The organism is Paracoccus sp. NFXS7 (genome assembly GCF_040148865.1).
GTDB lineage: Bacteria > Pseudomonadota > Alphaproteobacteria > Rhodobacterales > Rhodobacteraceae > Paracoccus > Paracoccus marcusii.
The window spans coordinates 53,557-80,299 of sequence record NZ_JAKEKV010000006.1 but is presented as its reverse complement, the minus strand read 5'-3'; the positions used below and the strand labels follow the sequence as shown (position 1 = coordinate 80,299).

At 63.7% G+C, this 26,743-nt stretch carries 19 protein-coding genes, 1 tRNA gene and 1 pseudogene; 11 read left to right on the top strand and 10 right to left on the bottom strand.

From position 1 onward, the window contains the following. Nucleotides 1-9: 9 nt before the first annotated feature. The 4 genes from LZ686_RS11420 to thrS form a co-directional block, all read right to left on the bottom strand. Entirely contained in the window at nt 10-633 is a 624-nt protein-coding gene (locus LZ686_RS11420; protein ID WP_273742929.1) for a DsbA family oxidoreductase, read from the bottom strand. Continuing rightward, on the bottom strand, nt 630-2,093 hold the full coding sequence (locus tag LZ686_RS11415) for a class I adenylate-forming enzyme family protein (protein ID WP_349547875.1): 1,464 nt from the start codon (nt 2,091-2,093) through the stop codon (nt 630-632). The genes LZ686_RS11420 and LZ686_RS11415 overlap by 4 nt, the downstream gene beginning before the upstream one ends. A 74-nt stretch (nt 2,094-2,167) precedes the next feature. Then, nucleotides 2,168-2,374 carry a cold-shock protein gene (locus tag LZ686_RS11410; protein WP_042244736.1) on the bottom strand — a complete coding sequence of 69 codons (207 nt, stop codon included), beginning with the start codon at nt 2,372-2,374 and terminating at the stop codon, nt 2,168-2,170. Between the two features lie 191 nt (nt 2,375-2,565). Continuing rightward, complete coding sequence (gene thrS, locus LZ686_RS11405) at nt 2,566-4,512, bottom strand: threonine--tRNA ligase (protein WP_349547874.1); 1,947 nt, start codon at nt 4,510-4,512, stop codon at nt 2,566-2,568. A 116-nt stretch (nt 4,513-4,628) separates the two neighbouring features. Here thrS and LZ686_RS11400 point away from each other — a divergent pair, with 116 nt between their 5' ends. After that, entirely contained in the window at nt 4,629-5,918 is a 1,290-nt protein-coding gene (locus tag LZ686_RS11400) for an MFS transporter (protein WP_349547873.1), read from the top strand. Beyond that, a complete protein-coding gene (locus LZ686_RS11395; protein ID WP_349547872.1) occupies nt 5,915-6,664 on the top strand; it encodes an alpha/beta hydrolase in 750 nt (249 codons plus the stop codon). Before LZ686_RS11400 ends, LZ686_RS11395 begins: the two co-directional genes overlap by 4 nt. On the opposite strand, the gene LZ686_RS11390 is transcribed toward LZ686_RS11395, so the two are convergent. Together LZ686_RS11390 and phaZ are read right to left on the bottom strand one after the other, a co-directional pair. Further along, the gene (locus tag LZ686_RS11390) at nt 6,646-7,119 is read right to left on the bottom strand and encodes a pyridoxamine 5'-phosphate oxidase family protein (protein WP_045981191.1); all 474 of its coding nucleotides are present in this window, start codon (nt 7,117-7,119) and stop codon (nt 6,646-6,648) included. The two genes, LZ686_RS11395 and LZ686_RS11390, sit on opposite strands and share 19 nt — an antisense overlap. Nucleotides 7,120-7,208: 89 nt before the next feature. Then, the gene (gene phaZ, locus LZ686_RS11385; RefSeq protein WP_127898190.1) at nt 7,209-8,555 is read right to left on the bottom strand and encodes a polyhydroxyalkanoate depolymerase; all 1,347 of its coding nucleotides are present in this window, start codon (nt 8,553-8,555) and stop codon (nt 7,209-7,211) included. 251 nt (nt 8,556-8,806) lie between these two features. Between phaZ and phaC the strand changes: the two genes are divergently transcribed. The 4 genes from phaC to LZ686_RS11365 all read left to right on the top strand — a co-directional run bounded on the left by phaC (nt 8,807) and on the right by LZ686_RS11365 (nt 12,150). Continuing rightward, a complete protein-coding gene (gene phaC / locus LZ686_RS11380) occupies nt 8,807-10,669 on the top strand; it encodes a class I poly(R)-hydroxyalkanoic acid synthase (protein WP_349547871.1) in 1,863 nt (620 codons plus the stop codon). A gap of 176 nt (nt 10,670-10,845) precedes the next feature. Then, complete coding sequence (locus tag LZ686_RS11375) at nt 10,846-11,301, top strand: Phasin (protein WP_273742933.1); 456 nt, start codon at nt 10,846-10,848, stop codon at nt 11,299-11,301. 138 nt (nt 11,302-11,439) lie between these two features. Then, nucleotides 11,440-12,018: a polyhydroxyalkanoate synthesis repressor PhaR gene (gene phaR / locus LZ686_RS11370; RefSeq protein ID WP_273742934.1), complete on the top strand. Its 579-nt coding sequence runs from the start codon at nt 11,440-11,442 to the stop codon at nt 12,016-12,018. 42 nt (nt 12,019-12,060) lie between these two features. Next, nucleotides 12,061-12,150, top strand: a tRNA-Ser gene (locus LZ686_RS11365). A 493-nt stretch (nt 12,151-12,643) separates the two neighbouring features. Here the strand turns inward: LZ686_RS11365 and LZ686_RS11360 are convergent. The 4 genes from LZ686_RS11360 to LZ686_RS11345 form a co-directional block, all read right to left on the bottom strand. Continuing rightward, on the bottom strand, nt 12,644-15,448 hold the full coding sequence (locus tag LZ686_RS11360) for a DEAD/DEAH box helicase (RefSeq protein WP_349547870.1): 2,805 nt from the start codon (nt 15,446-15,448) through the stop codon (nt 12,644-12,646). A gap of 162 nt (nt 15,449-15,610) precedes the next feature. Further along, nucleotides 15,611-17,371, bottom strand: a complete 1,761-nt coding sequence (locus LZ686_RS11355; protein ID WP_349547869.1) for an ATP-binding protein — start codon at nt 17,369-17,371, stop codon at nt 15,611-15,613. A 110-nt stretch (nt 17,372-17,481) separates the two neighbouring features. Further along, nucleotides 17,482-17,925 carry a hypothetical protein gene (locus LZ686_RS11350; RefSeq protein WP_349547868.1) on the bottom strand — a complete coding sequence of 148 codons (444 nt, stop codon included), beginning with the start codon at nt 17,923-17,925 and terminating at the stop codon, nt 17,482-17,484. Beyond that, entirely contained in the window at nt 17,925-18,446 is a 522-nt protein-coding gene (locus tag LZ686_RS11345) for a hypothetical protein (RefSeq protein ID WP_349547867.1), read from the bottom strand. Before LZ686_RS11345 ends, LZ686_RS11350 begins: the two co-directional genes overlap by 1 nt. Nucleotides 18,447-18,748: 302 nt before the next feature. Here LZ686_RS11345 and LZ686_RS11340 point away from each other — a divergent pair. The 5 genes and pseudogenes from LZ686_RS11340 to LZ686_RS11325 all read left to right on the top strand — a co-directional run. Then, a pseudogene (locus tag LZ686_RS11340) lies at nt 18,749-20,500 on the top strand (IS5 family transposase); the annotation flags it as partial. A 114-nt stretch (nt 20,501-20,614) separates the two neighbouring features. Further along, complete coding sequence (locus LZ686_RS11335; protein WP_349547975.1) at nt 20,615-21,088, top strand: ATP-binding domain-containing protein; 474 nt, start codon at nt 20,615-20,617, stop codon at nt 21,086-21,088. Nucleotides 21,089-21,096: 8 nt separating this feature from the next. Continuing rightward, entirely contained in the window at nt 21,097-23,688 is a 2,592-nt protein-coding gene (locus tag LZ686_RS11330; RefSeq protein ID WP_349547866.1) for a VapE domain-containing protein, read from the top strand. Between the two features lie 286 nt (nt 23,689-23,974). Beyond that, nucleotides 23,975-24,397: a helix-turn-helix domain-containing protein gene (locus tag LZ686_RS18830; RefSeq protein ID WP_502922002.1), complete on the top strand. Its 423-nt coding sequence runs from the start codon at nt 23,975-23,977 to the stop codon at nt 24,395-24,397. A gap of 25 nt (nt 24,398-24,422) precedes the next feature. Next, a complete protein-coding gene (locus LZ686_RS11325) occupies nt 24,423-26,705 on the top strand; it encodes a protein kinase domain-containing protein (protein WP_349547865.1) in 2,283 nt (760 codons plus the stop codon). Nucleotides 26,706-26,743 lie beyond the last annotated feature (38 nt).

The following is a 26,743-nucleotide window of genomic DNA, read 5'->3' as shown; positions in this document are numbered from 1 at the left end:
AAGTTGACCCTAGCGGGATGCTGCCATGATCTCGTCGATGACGCTCTGCCACAGGTCCGCGGGCTGGGCGCCGCTGACCGCATGGGCATCCGCGACGATGAAGGTCGGGACCGACGAGATCCCGCGCTGTCGGGCGTGCGACTCGCGACGGGCGACCTCGTCGCGGTCGGCGTCGCTGGCCAGCAGGCGCGCGGTTAGGGCAGGGTCCATGCCGGCCGCCCCGGCGATCGCCGACAGGACGGACGCATCGCCGATGTCCTGGGCATCCTGCCAATGCGCCCGCAGCAGCCCGGCCATCACCCGGCCTTGTGCACCTTCCAGTCCGGCCCAGTGCATCAGGCGATGCGCATCGGTCGTGTCGGGTTCGCGTGGCGAGGGGTTCAGGGTCAGGCCGAGGGCCGCGGCGCGTTCCGCCAGCGCGCGCGCGGCGGCATCGACCTGATCGCCCAGCTTGGCCCGCAGATAGGCCACGCGGTCCATCCCTTCGGGCGGCATGGCGGGGTTCAGGCGGAACGGGTGCCAGGTGATCGCGAAGGGATGATCGGGGCGGCTTTCCAGGGCGCGGTCCAGTTCGACCTTGCCGATCAGGCACCAGGGGCAGACGGGATCGGCGAAGATGTCCAGGCGGGTCATGGTCGGTCCTTGCGATGCGCCTCGCGCAGGGCGCGGCGGTTGATCTTGCCGGTGGGCGTGCGCGGCAGCGCGTCCAGCGGGATCCACGCGCGGGGCTGCTTGTAGCGGGCAAGGCCGGCCTCGGCCAGAGCCTGCATCTGGTCAGGCGTCGCGGCACCGGTCCAGAAGGCCGCGACGATGCTGACCCCCGGCGCGGTGGGCAGTTCCGCTACCGCCACGTCGCCCGCATGGGGATGGGTGGCCAGATGATCCTCGATCTCGGGCGGGGCGACGCGAAAGCCGCCGGCATTCATGATGTCGTCGGCCCGCCCCAGCAGCGTGATCGCGCCGCGATCATCGGCCTGCGCCATGTCGCCGGTCACGAACCAGTCGCCGCGAAAGCAGGCGCGCGTCGCATCGGGATCGTCCAGATAGCCCAGGAACAGGCCCGGATCGTCGCGCCGGACCGCCAGCGCGCCCGGCTGTCCCGGCGGCAGGGGGCCATCGTCGCCCAGGATCGCGACATGACGGCCGGGCTGCGGAAAGCCCGCCGTGCCGTGGGGGGCGGGCCGGGACGGGCTGCCCGAAAGGAAGGTCGAGATTTCGGAGGCGCCCATCGCCTCGTGCAGGTCGGTGCCGGTGCGGGCGGTCCAGGCGGTGCGCAGGCCGGGGTCCAACCGCTCTCCGGCGGCCAGGGCGTGGCGCAGGGTCACGATCGGGGGCCAGTCCGCGCGCAGCATCCGGCGAAAGACACCGGGCGCCCCGGCCAGGATCGTCGCGCCGTGACGCGCAGCCAGCAGGGGGATGCGTTCGATCGGGGTGCCGTCGGCGGGAATCAATGCCGTAGCCCCCAGGGTCCACGGGTCCAGCAGCCCGGTGCCAAGGGTGAATGTCCAGTTGAACGCCCCGGCATGCAGCAGGCGATCGTCGGCGCGCAGCCCGTACCAGCCCGCCATCATCGCCTGCCGCGCCAGGATCGCGCGATGCGCGTGCATGACGGCCCGGGGCTGGCCCGAACTGCCCGAGGTGAAGACGATATAGGCCAGCCGATCCGCGGACCCTTGGGCGAAATCGGCCGGGGGAAGCGTGGCAAAGCCGTCAAGGTCGCCCTCGGTCAGGACGGGGGCGGGATGGTCGGGCAGGGGCACGCCCGCGCCGCCCACGATCATCGCGGGTGCGATGCGGGCAGCGATGTGCGTGATCTCGGCCCCGGTCAGCTGGGCCGAGGTCGGCACCGGGATCACCCCCGCAGCGATGGCCCCCAGATAGGCGATGGGAAAGGCCGGGCGGTTCGCCAGCCGCATCAGCAGCCGGTCGCCCGGCCGCAGGCCCGCGCGCGTCAGGCCCGTGGCCGTGCCCAGCACCGCGCGGCGCAGATCGCCATGGGTCCAGACCTGCGCGTCGTCCGCGCCCATGACGACCAGGGCCTGGTGGTCCGGGACAGCCTGCCCCGCCCGCAGCACATGTTCGGCCAGGTTCATTCCTGCGTCCTGCCTGTCGCCCAATAAAAAACGGCCCGCGCGAACGGGCCGTCCGGATCACGCGCGATGGCGGATCAGAGCAGTTTCAGATCGCTGGCCGAGGCGCGGCCGTCACGGCCGGACTGCAGCTCGAATGCGATCTTCTGGTTGTCCTGAAGGCCCGTCAGCCCGGCACGTTCCACGGCCGAGATGTGCACGAACACGTCCTTGCCGCCGTCATCGGGCGCGATGAAGCCGAAGCCCTTGGTCGAGTTGAACCATTTTACCGTTCCGGTCGCCATAACCGTATTCTCCTTCAAGTCATCCCGACGCAGGATTGCGCCAGGCCGTGCAGCCCGCTTTCGGTCTTCCGGCTGCCCAAGAGGGAGGCGGTAGAAAGTCTTCGCTCACGCGACTGAGAGGATGCCCGAATCGTTGCAAAACGCAAGAGTCAAACGCGGCCCCGTGGTGCCGCGTTTGACGCAGGCGGGGTTCAGCGCAGGTCCGGGGGCGTGGCCTCGGCCGCCAGATCGGCCACGACCTGGTCAAGGGTCACGGTGCGACTGCCCTGCGCGTCCAGGCGGCGCAGCGAGACGGTGCGGTCCTCGACCTCCTTCATGCCGATGGCCAGGATCGCGGGAACGCGGCCGACGGAATGCTCGCGAACCTTGTAGTTGATCTTTTCGTTGCGGATGTCCGCCTCGGCCCGGATGCCGCCGGCGCGCAAGGCGGCCACGACCTCGTGCACATAGGCGTCCGCATCCGACACGATCGAGGCCACGACCACCTGACGCGGCGCCAGCCAGAAGGGCAGCTTGCCGGCGCTGTTCTCGATCAGGATGCCGATGAAACGCTCGAAGCTGCCCAGCACCGCGCGGTGCAGCATGATGGGCCGGTGCTTGTGCCCGTCGGCACCGACATATTCCGCATCCAGGCGTTCCGGCAGGTTGGGGTCCACCTGCAGCGTGCCGCATTGCCAGTCGCGACCGATGGCGTCGGTCAGCACGAATTCCAGCTTCGGCCCGTAGAACGCGCCCTCACCGGGGAAAACCGTGTAGTCATGGCCCGCGGCCTTGCAGGCGTTGCCCAGGGCGGCCTCGGCGCGGTCCCAGCTTTCCTCGGTCCCGATGCGTTTTTCGGGGCGCGTCGACAGCTTGATGCGCCAGCCCTCGAAGCCCAGGTCGGAGTAGATCCCGGCCAGGAAGTCGATGAACTTCTTGGTCTCGGCCTCGATCTGGTCCTCGGTGCAGAAGATGTGGGCGTCGTCCTGGGTAAAGCCGCGTACGCGCATAATGCCGTGCAGCGCGCCCGAGGGCTCATAGCGGTTGCAGGACCCGAACTCGGCCATGCGCAGCGGCAGGTCGCGATAGGATTTCAGGCCGTGGTTGAAGATCTGCACGTGGCACGGGCAGTTCATCGGCTTCAGGGCGTTGATCGTCTTGGTCTTGGCATGTTCCTCGTCGACCTCGACGATGAACATGTTTTCCTGATAGTTCTCCCAGTGCCCTGATTCTTCCCACAATTTTCGGCTGACGACCTGGGGCGTGTTGACCTCGACATAGCCGTCGGCGCGCTGCTTGCGGCGCATGTAGTCCTGCAGCGTGGTATAGATGTTCCAGCCGTTCGGATGCCAGAACACCTGGCCCGGCGCCTCCTCCTGCATGTGGTACAGGTCCATCTCGCGGCCCAGCTTGCGGTGGTCGCGCTTGGCGGCCTCCTCCAGCATCGTCATGTGCGCCTTGAGTTCGTCGCGGTTGCGGAAGGCCACGCCATAGATGCGCTGCAGCATGGGTCGCGTCGCGTCGCCCAACCAATAGGCCCCGGCGATATGGGTCAGCTTGAAGGCATCGGCGGGCAGCTGGCTGGTATTCTGCAGGTGCGGACCGCGGCACAGGTCCTGCCAGTCGCCGTGCCAGTACATGCGCAGGTCCTGGCCCTCGGGGATGCGGTCGATCAGCTCCAGCTTGAAGGGCTCGTTCGCCGCCTTGTAATGGGCGATCGCGCGGTCGCGGTCCCAGATCTCGGTGCGGACGGGTTCGCGGGCGTTGATGATCTCCTTCATCTTGGCCTCGATCGCGCCCAGGTCGTCGGGAGTGAAGGGTTCGGCCCGGTCGAAATCGTAGAACCAGCCGTGGTCGCGGACCGGGCCGATGGTGACCTTGACGTCGGGCCAGATCGCCTGGACCGCACGGGCCATCACATGGGCGAAATCGTGGCGGATCAGCTCCAGCGCCTGCGCCTCGTCCTTCATCGAATGGATGGCGATCTGGCCGCTGGCGGTGATCGGCCAAGCCAGGTCGATGTGGCTGCCGTCCAGGCTGGCGGAAATGGCGCGCTTGGCAAGGCTGGGCGCGATGCTCTCGGCGACCTCGGCGGCGGTCACGCCGGCGGGATAGTTGCGCGCATTGCCATCGGGAAAGGTGAGGGTGATCTGGGACATGTTGTCCTCCTCGTCGGTTTGGCGCCCACGGAACGCCCGGTTGCGGGTTATGGTCGGGCAGGCATGGACGTGCCCGCGCGATTAGTCAAGATTACGGCAACACACGGGAAGCCAGCATGAGCCACCACAGCGATTTCGAGGAGCAACTGTTCGAGCGTCTGGTCGAGGACCCCGACAGTGACGGCGGCCTGTCCGACGCCCAGAGCCGGGTCGAGCCGCGCAACTTCCTGCGCCACATCCTGTCTCTGGCCGCGTCGAAACTGGCCGACGGGCTGGTCGACGCGAAACTGGTTCTGTCCTGGCTGCTGACCCATCTGGGTGCGGGGGCGGGCGTGATCGGCCTGCTGGTGCCGGTCCGCGAGGCCGGGTCGCTGCTGCCGCAACTGTTCACCGCAGGGGCCATCGGCGCACTGCCGCGACGCAAATGGGCCTGGGCCGTGGGCAGCGTCGTGCAGGGTCTGGCGGCGCTGGCCATCGCGGGCATCGCACTGACGATGGAGGGGCCGGCCGCGGGCGGGGCCATCATCGCAGCCCTGGCGGTGCTGGCCTTGGCGCGGTCGGTCTGTTCGGCCAGCTACAAGGATGTCTTGGGCAAGACGGTGGGCAAGTCGCGGCGCGGCGCGGCCACGGGTTTCGCCAGCAGCGTGGGTGCCGCGGGGGTCATCGTCTTTGCCGGCCTGCTTCTGTGGCAGCCGCTGGACCGGGCGGTGCTGGTCATCGGCGCGGTGGCGCTGGCGGGCGTCGCCTGGATCCTGGGCGGCGCGAGCTTTGCGACCTTGGACGAGGAGGCGCAGCCGCGTGAGGAGGTGCTGAGCCTGTCGCAATCCATCGGCCAGCTGCGCCTGGTGCGCGAGGATGGACAGCTGGCCCGGTTCATCGTCGCGCGGTCGCTGCTGGTGGGATCGGCCTTGGCGCCGCCCTATCTGCTGGTGCTGGCCGCGGCGGGGCAGGGAGACCGTCAGTTGGGCCTTCTGGTGCTGGCATCGGCGCTGGCATCCCTGCTGTCATCCTGGGTCTGGGGGCGGATGTCGGACCGGTCGGCCCGCCGGGTGCTGATCTGGTCGGGCGTCGCGGGGGCAATCGCCCTGGGTGCGGCCCTGGTTCTGGCGGCGATGGGGCTGGCACAGGTGACGGGCGCGATCGCGGTGGTTCTGTTCGGCCTGATGATCGCCTATCACGGCGTGCGGCAGGGGCGGACGACCTATCTGGTCGACATGGCGCCCGATGATCAGCGCGCCGCCTATACCGCGGTGTCGAACCTGGTGGTCGGTGTCGTCCTGCTGGTGGCCGGCGCCGCCTCTGCGGGGCTGGCGGTGCTGGGCGCGCAATGGGCGGTGGCCGCCTTCGCCGCGGCGTCGGCCTTGGGGGCCTGGGTCGCATGGGGATTGGACGAGGTGAGCGAATGACGGATTATCTGACGACGGAGACGGGACGGCGCATCGCCTACGACCGCCTGGAGGGGCAGGGCCCCGGCATCGTGTTCCTGGGCGGGTTCCGGTCCGACATGCAGGGGTCGAAGGCAGTCCATCTGCGAAACTGGGCGGCGGCGCAGGGGCGTGCCTTTTTGCGGTTCGACTATTCCGGGCACGGCGCCAGCGACGGCGCGTTCGAGGAGGGCTGCATCGGGGATTGGGCCGCCGATGCCCGTGCAGCGATCGAGGCGCTGACACAGGGCCCGCAGGTTCTGGTCGGATCGTCGATGGGCGGGTGGATCAGCCTGCTGATGGCACGAACGATCCCGGACCGCGTTGCCGGGCTGGTCACGATTGCCGCGGCGCCGGATTTCACCGAACGCGGGTTCTGGGCCGGGTTTTCACCCGGCCAACGCGAGGTGCTGATGCGCGACGGCCGCGTTGCCCTACCAAGCGAGTACGGAGAGCCGCTGATCCTGACGCGCCGGTTGATCGAGGATGGCCGCGATCAACTGGTCCTGAACCAGCCGCTGTCGCTGCCTTTTCCGGCGCGGATGCTGCAGGGGACAGCGGATGCGGATGTGCCGGTGTCCTGGGCGATGGACCTGCTGGATCACGCGTCGGGCGAGGATCTGCGGCTGACCCTGGTCAAGGGGGCCGATCACCGGTTCTCTTCGCCCGACTGTCTGAACCTGATCGTCGCGACGATCGAGGAGGTCGTTCAGAACGTCAGGGAGTAGTGGTCGCCCATGTCGGGCTTGTCGCCGGTGATCTTGGATTTGGCGATCTGGTACAGGAAGGCCATGCTGCCGCCGGTGGCCCAAACCTCCGCCTCGGTCAGGTCCAGACGCAGCAGCTGGACGTCGGGGTCCTGCTTGCCATCCTCGAACCAGCTGGAAGCGACGGCATTCCACAACTCGTCCAGCTTGGCGCGGTTGTCGGACAGGGACAGGGTGCCGTGGATGCGGGCGTAAAGGCCTTGGCCAGCATCGCTGACCACATGCATCGCATCCTGCGGACCCGATGCCACGCTGCGGGCCAGATCGGTGTCCTTGGCGGTGATGAACCACAGCACGCCGACCTTGCGGTCGGTATAATGCGACATCGGAACAAGCCGCGAATCCTGGGTCACACCCAGCATGCCGCTGTTGATGTCGTCCAGACGGCTCCAGAACTGGTGATTGTGGTCGGTCATCCTGCGATCCTTTCGTGCCGCATCAGGCGGCGATCGCGGGATAAACAACGATCCGCGGGACCGGGTTCCCCCGTCCCGCGGGACCGACGTCAGACCGCGACGTTGTCCGAGTGGACCGGATCGTTGACGCCGCAATCGGCGGCCGCGCCGCCTGCCCGACGCTTGCGACGCGGCTTGACGCTGTCCGGCAGCGCTGCGTTTTCGTCAATGAAGTCAAGAACCAGCGGGCGGATGTTCAGGCGCCACGACTTGCCGGCAAAGATGCCGTAATGGCCGGCGCCCGGTTCCAGGTGCTGAACCTTCCTGGCGTCGGGCACGCCGGTGCACAGGTCCAGCGCCGCGACGCATTGGCCCGGCGCCGAGATGTCGTCATTCGCCCCCTCGACCGTCATCACGGCAACGTCGGTGATCTTGCCGATATCGACGGGACGGCCGTCGACGGTGAAGCGGTTCTGCGCGATCTCGAGGTTCTTGAAGATGCGTTCGACGGTCGACAGGTAGAATTCGGCCGTCATGTCCATGACCGCCAGGTATTCGTCATAGAACTTGTTGTGCTTGTCGCCTTCGCTGGCGGTGCCGCGCGCCTCGGCATAGATCTGTTCGATGAAGGCGCGGGTATGGGTCTGCATGTTCATGGTGATGAACGACGACAGCTGCGCCAGCCCGGGATAGACCATGCGCCCGGCACCGCGATACTTGAACCCCACGGACTGGATCGCCAGATGCTCCAGCTCACCCATGGTGATGCGGTTGCCGAAATCGGTGACCTCGGTCGCGGCGGCGTCGGGGTCGACGGGGCCGCCGATCAGGGTCAGGGTGCGCGGCTGCGCAGCCGGCTCCTCCTCCGCCAGTATGGCGGTCGCGACCAGGGCCAAGGGCGCCGGCTGACACACCGCAATGACATTCACGTCGGGGCCCAGGTGGCGGATGAAGTCGACCAAGTAGCGGGTATAATCCTCGACGTCGAACTTGCCCTCGCTGACAGGAATGTCGCGGGCATTGTGCCAGTCGGTCACGTAGAGTTCGCAGTCGTTCAAAAGCGACAGCACCGTCGAGCGCATCAGGGTCGCATAGTGACCCGACATCGGCGCGACCAGCAGGACCTTGCGGGGCAGGGGGTCGCGACGGGCGACGCGGAAATGGATCAGGTCGCCGAAGGCCCGGCGCAGGACCGGCTCGACATAGACGACGTGGTCCTGCCCGTCCTCTCCGGCGATGGGGGGGATCTCCCAGTCGGGCTTGATCACCATGCGTGCGAAGCTGCGTTCGGTGACACGGCCCCAGGCCCCCAGCATCCGGAACGCGGGATGCGGGACCAAGGCGAAGGCGGGATAGGCCCCGATCGCGCGGGCGGTCGCGCCCATCCATTCGTTCGTGTTCCGAATCGTCTCCATCGCGTCATAGGACACGATGCCGCGAAGACCTTTGACCGACATGTAACCCCACAATTGCTGCGCCGCGGCACATGATCTGCGCGCGACGGGGCGGCGGGAACGGGGTCAGAAGCCGGGTTTACGCCTTGCCTGCCCTGCGCATATCATGACCGTATAAGTAGGGGGGATTACGGATCATGGCAAGACAGCCGGACAAGACGGGTAAAAATGTTGCCAAATCACGTGCGAAACCGGCAACAACCGCAAAGGCGCGCGCGAAGCCCAAGCCCCAGGCCAAGACCCCGGAGGTCGAGGTGAAGACGCCCCAGGCCAAGGTGGAGGCCGCCGAACCCAAGATCGAGACGCCCCAGGTCCAAGGCACGCCGCCCGAAGGCGAAGCTAAGGTCGCGGCGCCCAAGCCCGCCCCTGCCGCCCACAAGCTGGCCGAGAACATCGAGCGGATCGAAACCCTGGGTCACCGCCTGATGGCCGCGCTGGCCGATCGCAACCTGCCCAATCCCGGCGTCGAGGGGCCGGGCGCCGAGCTGTACCTGACCGCCGCGAACGCGTTCCTGAAGACGCTGGCGGAACATCCCGCCAAGATGATCGAGACGCAGGTCACCTTCTGGGGGCAGACCCTGTCGAACTATGCCCGCGCGCAGAAGGCGCTGGCCACCGGGCAGCTGACCGCTCCCGAGGATGACAGCCCCGCCGATCGCCGCTTTGCCAACCCGCTGTGGCAGACCCATCCTTATTTCAACCTGATCAAGAAGCAGTACCTGACCAATGCGCGCGCGCTGAAGGATGCGACGGCGACGCTGGACCTGCCCGACGATGTGACCCGCAAGCGTGTCCACTGGATGACCGCGCAGATCATCGACATGATGGCGCCCACCAACTTTCTGGCGACCAATCCCGACGCGCTGGAGAAGGCCGTCGAGACCGAGGGCGAGAGCCTGGTCAAGGGGCTGGAGAACCTGGTTCGCGACGTCGAGCAGCATGGCGGAGAGATGATCGTGTCCCTGGCCGATCGCCGCGCCTTCACGGTCGGAGAGAACATCGGAACCGCGCCCGGCACCGTCGTCTATCGCGCGCCACTGTTCGAGCTGATCCAGTACGCGCCCACGACGCCCAAGGCGCATGCCCTGCCCCTGGTGATCTTTCCGCCCTGGATCAACAAGTTCTACATTCTGGACCTGAAGCCCCAGAACAGTCTGATCCGCTGGCTGGTGGATCAGGGCCAGACGCTGTTCGTCGTCAGTTGGAAGAACCCCGATGCCAGCCTGTCCGACACCGGCATGGAGGAGTACGTCCAGGCCTATCTGGACGCGATGGACCAGGTGCAGGCCCTGACGGGACAGGCGCGGCTGAACGCGGTCGGCTATTGCATCGCGGGCACCACGCTGTCGCTGACTCTGGCGCTGCTGAAGCAGAAGGGCGATCGCCGCGTGAACTCAGCCACGCTGCTGACCACGCTGACGGACTTTTCCGACCAGGGCGAATTCACCAGCTTCCTGCAGGACGATTTCGTCGGCGGCATCGAGGCCGAGGTCCAGCGCCACGGCCTGCTGCGGGCACAGCTGATGTCGCGCACCATGAGCTTCCTGCGCGCCAACGACCTGGTCTGGGGCCCTGCCATCCGCAGCTACATGATGGGAGAGACGCCGCCGGCCTTCGATCTGCTGTTCTGGAACGGCGACAGCACGAACCTGCCGGGGCGCATGGCGATGCAGTACCTGCGCGGCCTGTGCCAGAAGAACGCCTTTGCCGAGGAGGGGTTCGATCTGCTGGGCCACCGCCTGCACCTGTCCGACGTCACGGTGCCCCTGTGTTCTGTCGCCTGCGAGGGTGACCACATCGCACCCTGGAAGGATTGCTGGCGCGGGGTGGCGCAAATGGGATCGAAGGACAAGACCTTCATCCTGTCGCAATCGGGGCATGTGGCGGGCATCGTGAACCCGCCCACGCGGCAGAAATACGGCCACTATCTCAGCGATCACGGCTTTGGCGGCACGCATCAGGACTGGAAGGACGCGGCGGCGTTCCAGCAGTCCAGCTGGTGGCCGACCTGGGGCGCATGGCTGGCCGAGCGGGCCGGTCCGATGGTGCCCGCCCGCGACCCCGGAGCGGGTCTTGATCCCGCCCCCGGCCGCTATGTCCACGAGCGCGCAGGCTGAAGCGGGGCTGGCGCACGGGACTTTCCAAGGGCTTGCGCCGGCCCGCCGGATTTTCGCCGCGCCGCAGAAAAAATACTTGAAATGCTGCGGTGCAGCATTCATATTGATGGCATGGAATGGATCGCAGCGACCCGTTCCCTCTGTCTCTCGGTCGCTGCATCACAGGAGTGAACGACATGGCAAAGACCCCCGATATGACCAAGACGATGCAGGACATGATGGCGAACTTTCCCATCGACACCAGCTCGATGCAGGACGCGATGAAGTCGCAGTCGATGATGGGCGAGAAGCTGGCCCGCGTCGCGCTGAGCGCCGCCGAGCGTTCGACCGAGATCTCGGCCCGCTGGGCCAAAGACTCGATCTCGCGCATGGGTGAGCTGGCTGCCGTCAAGCAGGACCCGTCCGAATACGCCAAGGCCATGAGCGATTTCGCCTCGGCCGCAGCCGAAATGGCCGCCGAGCACATGGCTGCCTATGCCGAAGTCGCCAAGAAGGTCCAGATGGACACCGTCGACCTGATGCTGACCGCCGGCAAGGACATGGCGTCGGATGCGCAGAAGGTGGCCGAAAAGGCCGCCCGCGACACCCAGACCGCCGTCAAGAAGGCCGCCACGGCGACCGTCGACAAGTGATCGCCTGATCACTGCAACCGACGGGGCAGGGGCGACTTCGGTCGCCCCTGTTCGCATTTGCGCGCCGGGGCTTTTTCCTTTGCGTTTTGCGGGTGCAGAATTCATCATGGCGGCCAGGATGAATTCAAGGAACCCAGGATGGCCGCATCGACTGCGCCGCTGCTGATCAAGCGTTATGCCAGCCGCCGCCTCTACAACACGCAGACCAGCGACTATGTTACGCTGGAGGATATCGCGGGCTTCATCCGCGATGGCCGCGAGGTCAAGATCATCGACCTGAAGTCGGGCGATGATCTAACCCGCCAGTACCTGCTGCAGATCATCGCCGAACATGAAAGCCGGGGCGAGAGCGTCCTGCCGCTGGACGTGCTGACCGACCTGGTGCGCAGCTATACGACCAACGCGCAATCGGTCGTCCCGCAGTTCCTTGCCGCGAGCTTCGAGATGCTGCGCGAGGGACAGTCCAAGCTGATGGAGAACATGGCGGCGATGCCCAATCCCATGGCCACGATGCCGGGATTCGACGCGCTGCAGCGCCAGCAGCAGATGTTTCTCAAGGCCATGATGGGCGGCTGGCGCGGTGGTGCCTCGGGCCCCGAACGGGAGGACGGCACGCCCGCGCCCCCCGCCAGCCCCGCAACCCCCGAGGACGAGCGCGACATGGCCGAGATCCGTCGCCAACTTGCCGAACTGCAAAAGCGCGTTTCCAAGCTGTGATCCCCTTGCACCGCGCCGTGCGTCGGGCTAGACCCGCCTCACGGAGCGGTGGCCGAGTGGTCGAAGGCGCACGCCTGGAAAGTGTGTAGGCGGGAGACCGTCTCGAGGGTTCGAATCCCTCTCGCTCCGCCACTAGCCCCCGCGAAAGCGTTCTCCCGATTTGGCTGCGGCCGGATTTTTCCGTTGTTTTCGAGGGTTATGCGGGAGGGGCTGAGCACTGGCCTTGGCGCCGGGAGGCCCGGAAGCGGTCTCTCAGGGCCGTTATTCTCCGGACCTCATGACTGAGCCATTTTGGTGAATTGCTTGTAAGATTCTGACGTCGCGCTGTTTTTTCAAAGTTATGCCGATCATTTGGACTCAGGTCGCGCTCTAATAGATGGACCATAAATCCAAAACTCAGGGCGGCATTGAGGCCGTTCTGTTGTTGAAATGTCGTTCGCAACCACCGCCACATGCCTCCCACGAGCAGCGAAATAATCGAAGAGAATCTTTGGGTCAAAGCTGTCTCCCGCCATAGCCAGCTCCACGCGAAGCGCGTTCGACAGTCCAGGATTTTGAAGACCCGAGTAGCGATATCAGAACCCCATTTGATCGGCCCTGTGTTCTTGCCTAGAAAACAAGGTATTCAAAATAGAAATCCAATAGAACAAAGCTTCTTGCGTCGTTTCTCTGACACCTTTCCCTGTTTGAAGCGCTTCCTCTGATCTGAGACCCATGAGCCCAAGCTGGAGTGTTCTGGGTGTTCAATGGGGACATTGCAGTTGCCATTCATGCTCTTGTAGGCTTTTAACTGTTGGAACTTTGCCTCCCACGCCTCTTCAAATCTGTCCCAGGCGAAGCCCAAATCATCCAGGCGCGACACAAGGTGACTGGGCAGACTACCCATTCTCCTCTTTCGCCGCTGAGTGCCAACCCAGTTCGCAAGTTCCGAATTACCGGTCAGCTTTCGCGGCACAATACATGTTCCGTGTATTTTCTGGTATTTAGCAAGCTCTAAGAACATTTTTTCCCAACGATCTCTACTTGGAGACCAATGGAAACCTACGGCTTCCAATCGCTTTACCTTGTCTTCCGGTAGAATGCCCTCCTTATAGTCAATGCGCTGCGTGTTCACCCAATAGCCGAGATGCCTATTCTCCTTCCAATGTCTCGGTACGTTGCAGTCCCCATGCTTCGATTTATAACGACAGAGTTCTGAGAACCTTGCCTCCCATATTTTGGACAAGACATCCCAAGCAAACCCCAGTGCCTCGAGGCGATCGATGCGGTCTTTCGGCAATTCACCCCGGTCGTAGGAGCGTCTCTGTCTAGCCACCCAAATCCCAAGAGATTTATGTGTCGAGCTGTTTTGGGGAACATCACAGTCGCCGTGCTCTTCTTTGTACTTGATTAGTTCCCCGTAACGTTCGTCCCAATTGTTGCCGAGGCGCTCGACTATCGAAGTAGAAACACCTTGCTTCAGCGCCGCCAAGGAAACCTGCGGTCCAAGAACTTCGAACTTTTCCCGCAAACGACTGTCGTCAAAAACGCCGGTCCTGCCTCGTTCGACACGCATCTCTTCGATGATGTCGGCCAGTTCAGCGTCCTGCTCCTGCATGGCCTGAAGGACATCCCATGCCTCGTTGAATCCGGTTCGTTCCAGTGCGTCCTCGACGCTTTCGCCGGCTTCGGTCTCCAGGAACAACGGCAGCAGCAGGTAGCCATATTTCTTGCCGGTCCCGTCCGACTTGCGCATCGCTCGACCGGCAGCCTGCACGATGTCCACCTTACTCTTGCGTGGCGACAGGAACGCCACCACGTCGACTGCGGGGACATCCACTCCTTCGGTCAGACAGCGGGCATTGGAAATTATGCCCCGATCGGCATCCCTGAACTCACGCATGACCATCTCACGCGCCGCCGTGCGCATCGCGCCGTTGACGTGCAGCGCCTGATAGCCAGGCATGTGCGTCCTGATTCCGCTGGCGGTGTCTCCGGTGAAGTCCTTCGCCGCCGCGACGCTGCTATGGAACGAGAACACCTTGTGAAGGTCATGCTCCTCGCAGGCCTGCTTCAGGGCGATCTGGATGGCGACGCTGCGGGCCCTAACCGGATCGCCGCCGACCAGCACTTCGCCATGCTTCAGCAGCTCGTCATTGATTACCTCCGAGGTGACCAATGAAATGATCACTTTGAAGTCGCAGATGATGCCTTCGCGAGCGGCCTCCGCGAAGGATAGGGTGTGTACGATGGGGCCGTAAACCTCCGGTACATCCATCGAGTAGACGAGTTTCTTATCGCCTTCCTTGTCCTTCTTGCGGACGTTGTAGTGCCGGGGCGTGGCGGTCATGAACACGCGCTTGGCGATGGGCAGGTTCGCATCCTCGAGGGCGAAGGCGAAGCGGTTGCCTTCTCGCCCTGCGGTCTTGTGGGCCTCGTCAAAGATGCCCAGGTCGAAGGGCTTCTGACCTTCCATGGCCGCGCCGACCACATGGGCAGACTGGTATGTCGAGAAGACGACCTGAACGCTGTCTGACCGCTCGTTGAGGAAACGCTTCATCTCATCGGCCTCTGTCGTGACGGGGAAATCGAGATCCGCCTGGTGCACCACCATCATGTCTTCTGTGCCGCTGGTGACCGTCGGGTCGGAGCAGACCGCCAGGAACCTTGGGCTCTGCCAGCGCGTCTGCTTCAGCCACTCGTGCAGGGTCTGGCGTACCAGCGACAGCGACGGCAGAAGCACGATGACGCGCTTAGGTTCTCGGCGTTCAGCCAGCCACAAAGCCGTGAGCGTCTTGCCCGTCCCGCAGGCCATCACCGTGGTGACCCGGTCATGGTCCTGCAGACCGGCGAGGATCGCCGTCAGGGCCTCTCCCTGATGGGGCTTGGGCTCCCAGAGCCTCCGCTTTATGACGCCGCCCCTCAACCATGTGTCGATGGCTGCGACGTCATCTGCCGACAGACGATCCAGATCGGCGCCGCGGATGCAGAACACGTCCCGCCGGTCGGTCACGACCTCGAGGACTTCGCTGCTGTTGGTGAAGAGCACCTTCAGATCGGCGCGATCAGCGAGGCCGGCGAATGTGGACAGCTCGCTCCATGTCTGCGCCTTACGACCCGCTCTATACTTAACCTGATAGGCGGCATAGTTACCGTTCAGAGTTCGAAAGACACCATCGACGCCCATGTCCGTCGCGGGAAGTTTGAGCCGCTGCATGACACCTAGGGGCACGGCACCTTCGGGCCAGACATCGGCTGCCTGCATGATATTCTGGGTGTTCAGGTAGGCCTCCGCGAACACCTCGAAGGCGTCGCCACGGTCCTTCGCAGAGGTAAGCTTCTCGATGCGTCGCTCAAGCTCTTCGAAGCTTCTCAGGTTGGAGAATAGCCCAAGGCACCTGAAGTGGCTGGCCCGCACGTGCGCAGGGCTGGAGGGAAGTCGTCGGTCCATACCGAATTATCTACGTCAGGTCTCAGCTTGTCGACCGCTCTCCCGCCAAGTCTCGAAGCCCTCTTCCGAGTGGGGTGGTCGCAATATTGCCGCTGTGTGCAAGAAAAGAGCCACCATTTGTGGTGGCTCTTTGGGGCTTTATGTACGACCGGTTCTTCTATTTCAGACGTCCTTGACCTTACCCATAAGGGTGTCGACAAACTGACCCCAGTACATCGTTAGGTCCTGATACTTGCTGGGATCAGCGTCCATCGACTCGGCCTTTCCGAACGCGACGACCATTAGGGCCAGACCCTCGACCGCCCGTCGGGCAGCCTTAGCAGCGTCTTCGCCCGAGATTGCGCCCGGCGACCTCTTGGCAATCTCATCCAGCGGTTGCCAAAGCTCTCGGTAGAAGCGGTGGCGCGTGTTGAGCCGGATCACCACCGTATCGCTCAAATGCAATACGTCGATGAATTGCTTGCCCGGGAAGTCCACCGGTTCGAGTACAAAGGGTAGTCCACGAATTTTCTCCAGATACGCCTTCTTATCGTCAGCCGTATCGTGGCCCGTGTCGCGCGCAAGATCCTCAAGCGCCTCTCTCTCCTTCTCCGGATCAACCTCATGCCGCGGACCCTTCGGCATCTTAGAATCCGCGTCTTTGACCCGCTCCATAACCGGTGAAAACTCACCGTTTTCACGCTTAGTCGTTTTGTCAACCTCGCCCCATCGATCATCAAGCATCCGCCGGGCCGTGTCGATGAAGCGTTTCAAAAGCTCACGTATCTTGTCACGCAGCTCCCCATGGGGCTCGACTCCGCGCTTCACATTTCGGACGCCGAAGTAATCATCGAGTTTAGGATCAAAGGCCACTTCTATGCCAATGAACCGGTCAGGATCCTGGACGCCACGCGGCAAAATACGAGGGACATTGGTGTACGCAATCTCGCGTCCTTTTCGCATAAAGCTAATGGCTCCCTGGTTCTCAGGGACGCGCAGTTTCTGCGCAAGCTTATCGCCACCCTTCCCCCGCTCCCGGGTCACTTCTTCTGGATACAGCGTAATCCGTACTCGCGCGTATGTATCGCGAACCTTCACCTGCTCGTCAGCTATCAGAGTGGCAGGGAAATGGGATTTTTTAACGCCACCGGCCTTCTTAGGCTCCTTCGACAGCACCGAGTCAGCCCACGTGTCTTCTAGAAGAAGCAATGGGTCATGCGCTTTGAGCATCGTGCCATTGACCTCAAATTTGATACCCCCGCTGATGAATTCGCGGTAGATGCGCGAAAGCTCTTTTTGGACATCTACGACAAGTTCATCGAAGCTTCCGAAAACGCGGCCGTCTTCGAGTTTGTCGATACGCCCCCAAACAACGAGAGTGCCCTTTTCCGCAGGAAGGTACTGTTGCAGCTCCACGGGAACATCATCCGCCCTTGGAGCGTCGATGCCTACAGAGTGCCCTTGCTCAGATTCTTTGGACAACGCATCATCCAGGTCGAAGGAGACATGCAGCCACGGGTCCTTTGCACTCTGACGGCTGAAAACGTCGATCCGCTTTGCGAAGTTCAGGGCTGCGAGCTTTGCACCAACACCATACTTGCCAATAGTATCCGTCCGCATGTATCGGCTAGAATAACCAATCTGCAAATAATGGTGGAGAGTCTCTGGGTCCATACCGTCTCCGTCATCAGAGATGGCGATCTGGGAGACCACACCCCGGCCGTTTACGATCCCTTTTTCGAGGTGAATTGCCACTTTGCTCGCCCGGGCTTCCAGCGAGTTGTCGATTGGCTCAGCCAGGGCTGTCGGCAAGCTGTGGCCCGAGTCGCGAAGTGAAAGCAACGCTTGGCCGGTCAGCACCATCGGGATCCGGTCAGGCGACATCTCTGAGGTGGCGGAAGCAGACGCCTGGCTGCCAATGCTTTGTGTCGTAGCTTCGTTCATCTTGTTTCTCCTTGTTTTGGCGCCTCCTGCCATTCAAGATCAGGAAACGCTCTGGATTGACTTGGAGGCTGCGTTGCGCCGTAGCCTCCAATTAGTATGGGGCGGCGGCGTCAGGCCGAGGGTACCAAGATTTCGGGCTCTTCCTTGCCGGGGATCTTCTCATCCCAATTCGGCAGAATATGCGCCACGTGCTCGGGCTGGATCGCGCAGAATGGGCAGCCGTCGAGGTGCCCGTCAGGTTTTGCCGGATGCATCTTGTTTACCAGTAGGCCACTTGGCGCGAGCTGATCATACCAAAATGCTTCAGTGTGATACGCCGTCTCTCGCGTGTGGCATCGATGCCAGATGAAGTGATTGGCATGTGCCAATTTCTCGTGGTTGAGCAGGCGAGCGAGCACGCATTGGTCAGAGCGACCAACATAGAACGGCTTGCCGTGCCTTAGCAGCATGTAGACACCAATTTGGTTAGGTACGATCACCGCACGTAGCCAGCCTCTTGAAGCCGGGAACGCCATCCGGGACAAATGCTGACTAAGAAGATTGACTGTCTTCATTACGCAGCCTCGCTTTCAGCGTGATGGTTCTTAGCGGCTGCGTAAATCAGCTTTCTGATCTTCTTCACGTAGTCAGGTGATATCGACAAGTCGAACGCAGTATGGGCGACGGATTCACCGTTCAGCCAAAGCTTCAGCACGTCTTCGGCTTTTGGATTCGCCCCGTTCACGTTCTTCTTGAACTGAAGGAACTGCTCAGCTCGGGCGAGCTGCACCTCTGCAGAAGTCGGCCGCATCGCGACGACTACTGGGTCGCGATCTACTTCGCAGCTGATTTCGGGCTGATCCAGTGAGCCGCCGAAGCGACGAATTTCGAGCTTCTTACGGCGGCGGAGCGTCGTTTTTGCGTCGCGGATGACGTTCCGCAGAAGGTAAGGCTCTTCGCGCCGGGAACCTGAGAGGACGAGCTCGATGGCATGGTCGTAAACGTCGTACCAGAAGCCGCCACTGGGCTGGCGAGCCATCCGTTCCTGGAGAGTTTGCACGGCGGTCCAGTCCACCGCGTCAACCGCGTGGGTCATTTCATTTTCCTTTGTTTTGGCCCGTCAGCCCCTTTCGGTGGCCAAGAGCGCTAGGGTCGGTCGGCGCGTGCTCATCACAGAGCATCGACGCTAGTATGTGGGAGCCTGACGCGCCATTTCAATCGATTGCGACGCAGCTCCCGGAAGTCTTGGGGTGCTTAGTCGTGTGTTCGGGTACCGGAAGTCGCGCAACGCATCGACCGTCGGCCAAAGCCATGCCTAGCAGGCTGCTGAAGAAGTCGACCCTCGACCCGGTTTGAGGAACATGATTCACCCTTCGCACGACGACGGCGGGGGTAAGGATGCGTGGGACGGACGAGGCGAGCGGGTCGCTGTTCAGCTATGTGGATCTGGAGGATCGGATCCCCGCGCGGCATCCGCTGCGCAAGATCCGGCAGGTGGTGAATGACGCGCTGGCACGTTTGGATGCCGAGTTCGACGCGCTCTACACGGACTTTGGACGCCCCTCGATCCCGCCGGAACGGCTGATTCGGGCGAGCCTGCTCCAGAGTCTGTTCTCGGTCCGCTCCGAGCGCCAACTGATGGAGCAGATACAGTAAAATCTGCTGTTCCGCTGATTCGTTGGCCTCGGGATCGATGACCCCGTGTGGGTGCCGACGGTGTTCACCAAGAACCGCGACCGGCTGCTGACGACCGAGATGTCGCGCAAGGTCATGGCCGCCATCCTCGCGCATCGCGAGGTGGCGCCGCTCCTGTCGGACGACCATTTTTCGGTCGACGAGACAATGGTGAAGGCCTGGGCGTCCATCAAGAGATTCCAGCCGAGGGTGGGCGATGCGCCGCCCGATGACGATCCGGGCAGCCCGCCCGGATCCGACGCCCCTGCCGGACCCCAACCTGAATCGACCGAACACGAGACCGATCCGATGCCACGTCAGAACCGCAATTCCGAGGTCGACTTCCGGGGCGAGAAGCGATCGAACGCCACCCATGCTTCCACGACTGACCTGGATGCCCGGCTCTACAGGAAGTCTCCCGGCACCAGGACGATGCTGTGCTTCATCGGCCATGCGCTGATGGAGAACCGCTCCGGCCTGATCGTGCAGGGTGATCTGACACAGGCCGATGGCCATGCCGAACGGCGCGCTGCCCTCGACATGATCCACCGCCATTCCCCCGGATCGACCCGGCAACTGACGTTGGGTGCGGACAGGGGCTTTGATGCCGCAGGGTTCGTCGCCGACCTGCGGCAGGCCTGCGTCACCCCGCACGTCGCCAGGAAATCCAGATATTCAGCGGTCGACGGGCGCACCACACGGCACGGGGGCTATGCCCTGTCACAGAAGCATCGCAAGCGGATCGAGGAGGCCTTCGGTTGGGCCAAGACCGTCGGCGGCATGGCCCAGACCGTCTATCGAGGCGCTGAGCGCGTACGAGCGCGCTTCATACTGACGATGGCGGCCGGCTATGCCGGGTCCGGCAAGAGCACCGTCCTGAAGTTCGCGCTCGAGGAGCTCGGCCTCTCGCCCCATCGCAGCGCGAAGGAGGGCCGCTGCGTGCCCGGCGTGGTCACCGCCACCTTCACCGGCAAGGCCGCGCTGGTGCTGACCCGCAAGGGCACGCCCGCGCGCACCATTCACAGCCTGATCTCCTCGGTCATCGAGGCGACCGAGGAGGAGATCGAGGAGGCTGCCCGCAAGATCGCGCTGGCCGAACGCGACGCCCTCCGCCTCACCGGGTTCGCGCGCACCACGGCCGATGCCGCGATAGAAGCGATGCGCCAGGGGCTTTCGGCGATGAAGCACCCGCGCTTCGCCCTGAACCCGCAGAGCGACGCGGCCGACGCGCGGCTCATCGTGCTCGACGAGGTGTCGATGGTCGGCGAGGAAATGGCGCGCGACCTGATGAGCTTCGGCAAGCCGATCCTCGTTCTCGGCGATCCGGGCCAGTTGCCGCCGATCCGGGGCGAAGGCGCCTTCACCCGAGACGAGCCCAACGTGATGCTGACCGAGATCCACCGCCAGGCGGCCGAGAGCGCGATCATCCGTCTCGCCACCATGGCGCGGGAGGGGCGGCCCATCGGCTTCGGCGTCTACGACGACCATGTCGCCAAGCTCCGCAAGGGCGACATCACGCCGGAACAGGCGCTGCGCGGCGGCCAGCTGATCTGCGGGCTGAACGCCACGCGGCTGCAGATCAACAACGCCATGCGCGCGGCGGCCGGTCTCGGCGGGACGTGGCTGCCCACGGGACCGGCCGAAAAGATTATCTGCCTGAAGAACCAGAACGATCTGGGGCTGATCAACGGGATGTTCGTGATGCTCAAGGACATCGTCGACGAAGGCAGCCTCTACTTCTCCGCCGTCGACCATGACGAGGACGGGCGCCACATCGGCGAGCCCTATGACGACGTGCGTCCGGGCCGGCTGCACATTTACAAGGGGCATTTCGAGGACCATGTCGCCTACGACAACAAGCGCCATGACCGCGACTACAAAGAGAAGCGCCTGCTGACCGAGGCGACCTTCGGCTGGGCGATCACGGCCCACAAGGCGCAAGGCTCGCAGTGGGAGAACGTGATCGTCTGGGACGACGGGCTGGGCCGCACCGAGATCGACCGGCGCCGCTGGCTCTACACCGCGATCACCAGGGCCGAGCGCGGGCTCGTCCTTCTGGCCTGAGGGACGCGATGATCGACCTCAACGACATCGCGGTCCCGAAGACCCGGCACGATCTCGCGGCGGTGAAGGAGCGGCTCGCCTGCACAGCCGCCGACTGGCTGCCGGGGCTCTTCCCCGAGGCCCGGCTTGCGCGGGGCCGTCGATCCTTGCGCTGCGCAGACCTCTCCGGGCGCCCGCCGCGCAAAGAGGGTTCCTGCACCATCCATCTCGACGGACCCTATGCCGGCTGGGGCTTTGATTACGCCACCGGGGAGCGGGCCGGTCCCATCGACCTGATCTCGCAAGCGACCGGCCTCTGCGATGGCGCGCTCTTCGACGAGGCGGCGCGGCTCGCGGGGATGAACCATCCGGTGCGGAAGCTCGCGCCAGCGTCGCCCACGCGCGTGCGCCCCGACCATTCTGCCGAGATTGCGCGGCTGGTCGGCGGGGCCGAGCCGTTCGCAGGCACGCCGGGCGAGACTTACCTGCGCGCCCGCGGCTTGTCGGATCCCGGATCGCCCGACCTGCTGTTCCATCCCGATCTTCCGGACTTCGACAGCTACCGTGGCTGGCCCGGCCTCATCGCGATCCTGCGGCTGCCGGACGGGGAGCGCGCGCCGGGCATCCACCGCACCTTCCTGCTCGACGACGGCAGCGCCAAGGCGCCCACGGGCAAGAAGATGCTCGGCAGCGTGAAGGTTGCCGTGGTCCGGCTGTTCCCGATGCCGGAGGACGGACACATCGGCATCGCCGAGGGCATCGAGACGGCGCTCGCCGCGCACGCGCTCTTCGGCACACCGGTCTGGGCGGCGCTGTCGGCCGACGGTCTGGCGCGGTTCCAGTGGCCCGAGGGCACCCGGCGCGTCACCATCCATGCTGATGCCGGAGACGCCGGCCGCCAGGCGGCCGCGACGCTTTCGGACCGCCTGAACCGGGCCGACATCCCGAACGAGATCGTTGCGCCGCTGCATGGCGACGATTTCAACGACGACCTGCTGCGCGGCGCCCGCGCCAAGGATTACACGCGCCCGGCAGACGCGACAGCGGGTACGGAGGCCGCGGATCCGGTCGAGCCAGAGACGGCCACCCCCATCGTCGCCTCCGCCGACGATCCCGCAACGCTGATCGCCGCGGCCGAGGCGCTGACCAATCCGCCCGAGTTCGAGGCCCTATCCACGCTGCTCGGGCGCATAGCGCTGGCAAAGCTCGATCCTCTGCCCGAGCGGCAGGTCAACACGCGGATCAAGTCAGCGACCGGGATCGGCATGTCGGTGCTGACCCAGCAGCTGGCCGAGCTTCGCCGCCGCGTGAACGCCACCGGCGATCCACACGCGCCGATCCCGAAGCCCGCCTGGTTCAGGCGCCTCCGGCTCGATCTCGCAGGCGCGCCCGAGCGCAACGAGGCCAATGTCATCGTCGCGCTGACCTCCGATCCTGCCTTCGCCGGGGTTCTCGCCTTCGACGAGTTCGGGCAGGAGCTCGTGGTGCGCCAGCCGCTGCCGTGGGACGGTGCCGCCGCGTCGCTCCCGCGTCCCTGGGAGGACGCCGACGACATCCGTACCGCCGAGTGGCTGCAGCTTCGCGGCATCAACGTTGCGCCGGTGGTCTTGAGCCGTGCCGTCGGAGCCGTCGCCCGCGAGCTGCGCATCCATCCCGTCCGCGACTGGCTCGACACCCTGACATGGGACGGCACACCCCGGATCGAGACCTGGACCAGCACGTATCTCGGCGCCGAGCCGACCGCGTTCCATCACACTATTGGTGCGCTTTGGCTGATCTCGGCCGTCGCCCGCATCTATCGCCCCGGCGTGAAGGCCGACCACATGCTGATCCTCGAGGGACCGCAGGGCGCGCGCAAGTCCACCGCGATCAAGGTTCTGGCCGGCGAGGAATGGTTCACCGACGAACTGCCCGAGCTCGGGTCCAAGGACGCGGCTCTGCACATGCAGGGCGTCTGGATCGTGGAGATCGCCGAACTCGACGCCATCGGCCGCGCCGAGGTGTCGCGCATCAAGGCGTTCCTGACGCGGACCACCGACCGCTTCCGCCCGCCCTATGGCCGCTACACCGTCGAGGTGCCCCGACAGTGCGTCTTCGCCGGCACCGTGAATCCAGACACCTATCTGCGCGACGAGACCGGCAACCGCCGGTTCTGGCCGCTTCGCTGCGGCGCCATCGACATCGCGACGCTCGCGCGAGACCGGGACCAGCTCTGGGCCGAAGCCGTCCATCGCTTCCGCGCCGGCGCGATCTGGTGGATCGACGACCCGGCGCTGTTGGCAGAGGCACGTGAGGAACAGGACCGCCGCTACCAGTCGGACGCCTGGGACGACCTGATCGAGCACTGGCTGACGCACGAGACCCGCACCGTCTCGGACGGCTTCCCCGACTACGGCAACTCGCGCACCGAGAGCGTGCCGCGGCCGGAGCCGCTGCGGGACGTGTCGGTCGGCGAGATCCTCGAGGAGGCCATCGGGCTCGAACCCGCACGCTGGACCCGCGGCGACCAGATGCGCGTCTCGGCCTACCTCAAGGGGAACGGCTGGGAGCGGTACCGGCGGCGCGACGAGGGCGGGCGCGAGGCGCCGCGGGAGTGGCGGTATCGGAGGGGTGCAAGGTAGGCTCGGAATGAGCGCAGACGGCCCTTAGCCGACGGTCGGGACAGCACTACGCGGTGCAGACTTTCGGAACTTCGCCATAGCTGACGTTTCCGGCGCATCATTGCCCTGACCGACATCTGGGGCCGACGGCGGGCTTTCGACCGTCGCGATCAGAAGACCCTCAGGCGCCGGTTACTGCTGCCCAGTCGGCGATCTCCCGCACTCACGGTCTCAACCAAAGACTTGACAGTTACAGCACTTACAAAACAGATACGACATTAGGAGAATTTTGCAGCGAGCGGCACTCATGGGTAAAGGCCTGGACCACGCAATCGCCGCGTTGCGTGACGCACTGCAGAAGCACTCCGGACCAGTCGAGGTTACGCTTGCCCTGGAGCGCAGCACGGCAGAGCGCGTCCTGCGTCTGCTGAAGGCGGAGCATGAATCTGGAGCCGTAGTCGTTCCAGTCAGGGTGTCATACAGCACGACAGAGGCTTCGGCGATGCTTGGTATCTCGCGTGCAACGCTCATGAAGCTAATTGAAGCCGGCGACATCGAAGCCTTCAAGGTGGGGACGCATCACAGAATCCACACAGAATCGCTGGTCGCATACCAACGCCTTCGACAGGTGAGCCAGAGCAGGGCGTCAGAGCTTCTAGCCGAGTTCTCTGCCCGCTCAGCCGAAAGGTTCCAGAGCAACGTCACTTTCCGCACGGATGGGGAGGTCTAGGTCAATGGATTCACAGGTGCGCCTCATGGAGGCTAAGATCGTGCCGCCCGAGAGTTTTGTGGCGGTTGATCATCGGCTATTCATCGACACCAATGTATTCATGGACACCGACCCAGTTCGTTCCGCCGGTTTGAAGAAACTATTCGAGCGGTGCAAGGACGCGGCCATCGGCAACGCCAACGGGATCATCGTCCCTTCGAAAGTCATGGATGAGCTCGTCCGGCAGAGCGGGCTCCATACCTCGGCATTCCCCGACGATCGCGCCGCTGCGGTTGAACGTGCTGGCAAGTGGCTCGAGGTGTTGAAGGAACTCGAGGTTCACAGAGTTGTACGCAACAATCTCGGAGATGGCTCGAACCCGTATGCTGACGACCTTTTTGCCGAACTGTTCTCTCAATTCGGTGGCCGTTACAACATGTGCCTTCTCACAAACGACATCACGCTAACGGTGCGGATTCGTCTACTTGCCGTGAGGACGGGACACCGGCTTGTAGCCGGGACTGTGAGCGGGGACGGCCAGGTCGAGCAGGATGGCGACCAATCCCTATATGATCGTGCAGTCAGGAAGCTGACTCGGATCACTCGGAAAACTGACGAAGGGCTCGCGAAATCCAAGGACATCAAAGAAGCAGCCTCCCTCACTTCTCTGCTTGACGAATTTAGACGAGCACTCCCGGTCGCAGCGGGAGATACCGGGTCCATTCCCAAGCAAGCAGACAAATTGAGGGCAGGTGAATCGCCCAGGCGCTTCAAGCGAGTGACAACGCTAAAGCCGAAGGACGAGCTGCTCCCGGACGCTGCAATCCCCGGGGCAGGTGACCGTGTGTTCATTGGGACTGCAGACTCACGGGTTGCCCTGCAACTCGGAGGCCTCCTCGGCGAAGGCGGAGAGGGCTCTGTTCACGCAATTGAAGAAGTTGAGAACCAGGTGGTGAAGATCTTCCATAAGAGTCACCGCACCACCCACCGAAAGGAGAAACTTGAGATCCTTGTGGAGCGTGTCCTGTGCGTGGAAGGCATTGGCTTTCCGACCGGCCTGATAACGAACGCCGACGGTGCGTTCGTCGGTTACTCCATGCCGAAGGCTTCCGGCAAAGAGCTTCAAGCGACGATCATGCGCCCCGCGCGGTTCAGGCGCGTCTACCCGAACTGGACGAAGGCCGATCTTGTTGATGTTTGCATCTCGTTCCTTGAGAAGGTTGAGTATTTGCACTCACTTAACATTCTCCTGGGTGACATAAACCCAAAGAATCTCATGGTTGACGAGCAGAAGAACGTCTGGATCATCGATGCGGACTCATGGCAGGTTGAAGGGTACCCCTGCCCTGTGGGTACTGCCATGTTTACCGCTCCCAGCATCACAGGCGACTATGCCAACTCGCTTCGCACCGTCGAAGAAGAGCGTTTCGCCGTAGCCACGATGCTGTTCATGATCCTGATCACCGGACAATTTCCCTATGCTCGCGCAGGCGCTGACGGAGGCGACTTCGCGACTTTGATACGTGAAGGTAAATTCACCTTCCAGTTCAAGGGAGCATCAAATCGAGACCAGCCAGAAGGCAACTGGAAGTTTATGTGGAGTCATCTCCCACCTCGGGTCAAGAGTCTGTTCTGGAACACCTTCCAGAAAGAGGGCGGTTCGCGCTACGATAGACGGCCAACCGCCGGCGAGTGGCTTGCCATCTTCCGTGAGTATCGAAGCTTTTTCGGAAGTGCCGACGACTTCGATCCAATGTCGAACGACGTCTATCCAATCCGATTCAGAGCATTCAAGCCTGATACGCCCATTCGGGATTGCCCAGGTTGTGGGCGCCAGAATGCGATCGCCTACACATGGGACGACCAGCATAAGAGCTACGTCGAGCAAACTCTGTGCTACACCTGCAATCAAATCAAGCCGCGATGCGCCGATTGCGGTAAGTCGAAGTCAGTGGACCAACTCAAGGACGGCTTATGCTTGGACTGCCGCCTTATGCCCTGCAAAGACTGCGGGAAACAGACTCGGAAGCCTGAGCTGCGATACGGCCGGTGCCCGGCTTGTGTGAAAAAGGGGACCGAGCTCGACCCGAACAGGTTGTGCTCCGATTGTCGCCAACCATTCATCACATACGATCACCAGCATTGGTTCACGTCAAAAGGACTGGACATCCCTAAGTCTCACCTCGCGATCAAGAAGGCTTGCCCGACGGGAGCATCTGCCCCGCAGAGCGCGCGAACGGCCCGCAATACCACGAGTGCGCCAAGATCGGTGAGCGCCACGACTGCACCGGGGCTATTAGAACGCTTGGTTAAATGGTTGTTCCAATGACTCTGTCCGCCTCCCAGTAGCACCACCCGAAAGGAATC